This window comes from Streptomyces sp. SID14478 (assembly GCF_010548525.1).
Taxonomy (GTDB): Bacteria; Actinomycetota; Actinomycetes; order Streptomycetales; family Streptomycetaceae; genus Streptomyces.
This window is the reverse complement of record NZ_JAAGMG010000609.1, coordinates 1-3,301: the sequence shown is the minus strand read 5'-3', so window position 1 is coordinate 3,301 and position 3,301 is coordinate 1. Positions and strand designations below refer to the sequence as shown.

4 protein-coding genes and 2 pseudogenes are annotated in these 3,301 nt (G+C 69.3%); all 6 read right to left on the bottom strand.

Annotation, left to right across the window (positions count from 1 at the left end; genetic code table 11):
* Window positions 1–181, bottom strand: a pseudogene (locus tag G3I40_RS46490) (hypothetical protein); the annotation flags it as partial.
* Window positions 182–297: 116 nt separating this feature from the next.
* The gene (locus tag G3I40_RS20135) at window positions 298–558 is read right to left on the bottom strand and encodes a DUF3099 domain-containing protein (protein WP_164303533.1); all 261 of its coding nucleotides are present in this window, start codon (window positions 556–558) and stop codon (window positions 298–300) included.
* A gap of 99 nt (window positions 559–657) precedes the next feature.
* Window positions 658–945: a DUF1416 domain-containing protein gene (locus G3I40_RS20130; RefSeq protein ID WP_164303532.1), complete on the bottom strand. Its 288-nt coding sequence runs from the start codon at window positions 943–945 to the stop codon at window positions 658–660.
* Window positions 946–973: 28 nt separating this feature from the next.
* Entirely contained in the window at window positions 974–1,819 is an 846-nt protein-coding gene (locus tag G3I40_RS20125; protein WP_164303531.1) for a sulfurtransferase, read from the bottom strand.
* A gap of 401 nt (window positions 1,820–2,220) precedes the next feature.
* Window positions 2,221–2,949, bottom strand: coding sequence for a DUF2993 domain-containing protein (locus G3I40_RS20120; protein WP_164303530.1), 729 nt, complete (start codon window positions 2,947–2,949; stop codon window positions 2,221–2,223).
* Between the two features lie 150 nt (window positions 2,950–3,099).
* Window positions 3,100–3,301: pseudogene (locus tag G3I40_RS20115) on the bottom strand (hypothetical protein); the annotation flags it as partial.

Here is a 3,301-nt window from a genome sequence, read left to right as displayed (position 1 = left end):
CGAGCACGGCGGCGCAGGCGATCAGCAGGGTGGTGCGGCCGCGGCGGCGCGGCGGAGCCTGCGGCGGCACGTCCTGCTGCGCTTCCGGCAGCGCTTGCGGCGGCGCCTCCGCCTGCACCACGGGCGGCGCTTCAGGTGCCGCTTCCGGCGGCGCCTGGGCAGCGTCCTGTACGTAATCCAACGGGTCCCCCCACGGAACGCGAGGCGCGGATTCCGTATCCGCGCGCACAGGAGACCCACGACAAACCCTGCTGGTTGCACGGAAGTTGATTACGAACCGGCTACTGTCGCGCGCGCCTACGGCCTGCGCTTCTTGCCGTCCAGTTCGTCCCACCACTCGTCGGACTTCCGGTCGCCCGAGGGGTCGTCCCACCAGCGGTCATCGGGGCCGCGCCGGTTGGCGACGATGGCGGCGGCCGGCGGGATGACCATGGCGACGACGCACATGGCCACGGCGGCGGGGATCGACCAGAGCCGCACGACGCCCCAGGCCAGGACGAACAGCCCGATGCACAGGCCCATCATGGCGAAGTACATGTGCTTCCGCCGCGCGTACATGACTCCAGGGTAAGCCGAAGGACCGCACCCCGTACCAGTGGCGTCCAACCCCCGGAGGTGCGGCCCTTCAGCCGTTCTTCGCGCGTCGCGGCGCCACCGTCACACGGCGATCGCGACCTCCGCGAGCCCGCCGGTCTGCGCGACGACCGTACGGTCCGCCGTGCCGCCGGGAACGAGCGCGCGCAGCGTCCAGGTGCCCTCGGCCGCGTAGAAGCGGAACTGGCCCGTGGCCGAGGTGGGGACCTCGGCGGTGAACTCGCCGGTCGCGTCGAGGAGGCGCACGTAGCCGGTCACCGGCTCGCCGTCGCGGGTCACCTGGCCCTGGATCGTGGTCTCACCGGGCTTGATCGTCGAGGCGTCGGGTCCGCCGGCCTTCGCTCCACACATACTTGAACTCCTAGAAGAGAAAGAGCGGTTACTTGTTGGCGCCGAGCTCGATCGGCACGCCGACCAGCGAGCCGTACTCGGTCCACGAGCCGTCGTAGTTCTTGACGTTCTCGACGCCGAGGAGCTCGTGCAGCACGAACCAGGTGAGCGCCGAGCGCTCACCGATGCGGCAGTACGCGATGGAGTCCTTGGCGAGGTCGACCTGCTCGTCGGCGTAGAGCTCCTTGAGCTCGTCGTCCGACTTGAAGGTGCCGTCGTCGTTGGCGTTCTTCGACCACGGGATGTTGCGCGCGGACGGGACGTGGCCCGGACGCTGCGACTGCTCCTGCGGGAGGTGGGCCGGGGCGAGCAGCTTCCCGGAGAACTCGTCGGGCGAGCGCACGTCGACGAGGTTCTGGCTGCCGATCGCGTTCACGACGTCGTCGCGGAAGGCGCGGATCGAGGTGTCCTGCGGCTTGGCCTTGTAGTCGGTGGCCGCGCGGTCGGGGACCTGCGAGCCGTCGACCAGGTCGCGGGAGTCGAGCTCCCACTTCTTGCGGCCGCCGTCGAGGAGCTTGACGTCGCTGTGGCCGTAGAGCTTGAAGTACCAGTAGGCGTAGGAGGCGAACCAGTTGTTGTTGCCGCCGTAGAGGACGACGGTCGTGTCGTTGCCGATGCCCTTCTTCGACAGGAGCTTCTCGAAGCCCTCCTGGTCGATGAAGTCACGGCGGACCGGGTCCTGCAGGTCCTTGGTCCAGTCGATGCGGATCGCGTTCTTGATGTGGTTCTTGTCGTACGCGGACGTGTCCTCGTCGACCTCGACGATCGCCACGCTGTCGTTGTCGAGGTTGGCCTCGACCCAGTCGGCGTCTACCAGGACGTCACTGCGGCTCATGCTGTCTTCCTCCGGGGCAGTTGCGGGGGCATACGAGAGGGGAGTGCGCAAGGGGCACGGGGGCGACCCCGAGTCACCTCAAGGGGTCCTGGAGAAGCGGGAGTTGGCCTGGTCGGCCGAGGGCCCGCTCAGAAGGTGCGACAGAGCATGGCGGCGACGCGGCACAGGTCTACTGCCCGCCGCTTCGTGAGATCCGCCTGTCGCTGCATGTGTCCGATCGTAAGGACGCAACGGCGGCCGTGTCACCGGCGTGTCGGATAATGAGACACGATCGTCCGGCATGTGAGAAATGGAGGGAGCGGACGCCCGCACGGCCCGGCGCCGGGGGCGCTGTGGCTCCGCTCACTCCTACGGTACGGACGGCGCCGTCTCGCTCCTCGGACGGCGCCGCGGGGGCGTCGTCACCCGACGAGGTCGAGGTGGGAGCCCTTCACCGTGATCTCGACGCCGTCCTGGACGGCCGCCACCTTGTCCAGCTTGATGCCCGCCGGCAGGTTGTCGATCGCCTGCTGGAAGTCGGTGACCCCGCGGACCCGGCCCTCGGCCAGGTCGAACGCGCCGATCTTGGGGAGGCTGTCGGCGCGGGCCGAGACCTTGCCGTCGGTGACCTTGACCGTGCTGAGCACGGTGGGGTGCAGGGTGCCCACCGGCGTCGTCACAGTGACCGCCACCTTGACCTTGTCCCCGCCGCCGTAGGAGAGGCCGTCGATCCGCGCGGTCACGCCCGGCGCGACAGCGGCCGCGTCCTGCTGCTTCACGGCCTTCAGGAGCTCGTCGTAGGAGATCCGGGCCGTGCCGGTGGCGGAGTCCGCGGTGGCGGAGCTGAAGCTGCTGTTGAACTCCACGCCGTGCATCTCGGCCTTCAGGTCGGCGATGCGGATGCTGTCGCTGCCGCTCTTGGCGTCGTAGTCCTTGATGCGGATCTCGACGTCGTCAAGGGTGCCGCCGGCGACCTGGGTCAGGAACGGGAATCCGTTGATGGACACGTCGGGCGTACTGGCCAGGCCCTCGCTCGAACGCACCTTGTCGGCGGCCTTGCCCTCGGCGACGTTCACCGCGATGCGGTCGGCGATCACGAAGAGGCCGCCGACGATGACGACGAAGATCAGCAGTATTCGCAGTGCGCGCATGGCCTTGAGGCTCCCCCACGTCCGACGTCCCCCGGCGCTTTTTGTCCCCCCGCCGGGAGTGATTGATGCCGCGAGAGTACGTCGCCGAACGCACGGGCGACGGCCACCCGTCCACTTGTTCCCAACTTGTCGATCAAAGACGGCCGGTGATCAGCCGAGCGCGCGGCCCAGCAGATAGACCGCCGGGGCCGCCGCCGCGAGCGGCAGGGCCACGCCCGCCGTCATGTGGACGAAGCGCGACGGGTAGTCGTACGAGGCGACGCGATGGCCGATCAGCGCGCAGACACCGGCGCCGAGGCCGAGCAGCGCCCCGTCCGTGCCCAGGTCGGTCGCCCCGCCGGCCGCGATCCCG

Bases quoted from the DNA above. Each gene is read 5' to 3' on its own strand.
- G3I40_RS20135 (WP_164303533.1), bottom strand. From the start codon at position 558: ATGTACGCGCGGCGGAAGCACATGTACTTCGCCATGATGGGCCTGTGC.
- G3I40_RS20130 (WP_164303532.1), bottom strand. From the start codon at position 945: ATGTGTGGAGCGAAGGCCGGCGGACCCGACGCCTCGACGATCAAGCCC.
- G3I40_RS20125 (WP_164303531.1), bottom strand. From the start codon at position 1,819: ATGAGCCGCAGTGACGTCCTGGTAGACGCCGACTGGGTCGAGGCCAAC.
- G3I40_RS20120 (WP_164303530.1), bottom strand. From the start codon at position 2,949: ATGCGCGCACTGCGAATACTGCTGATCTTCGTCGTCATCGTCGGCGGC.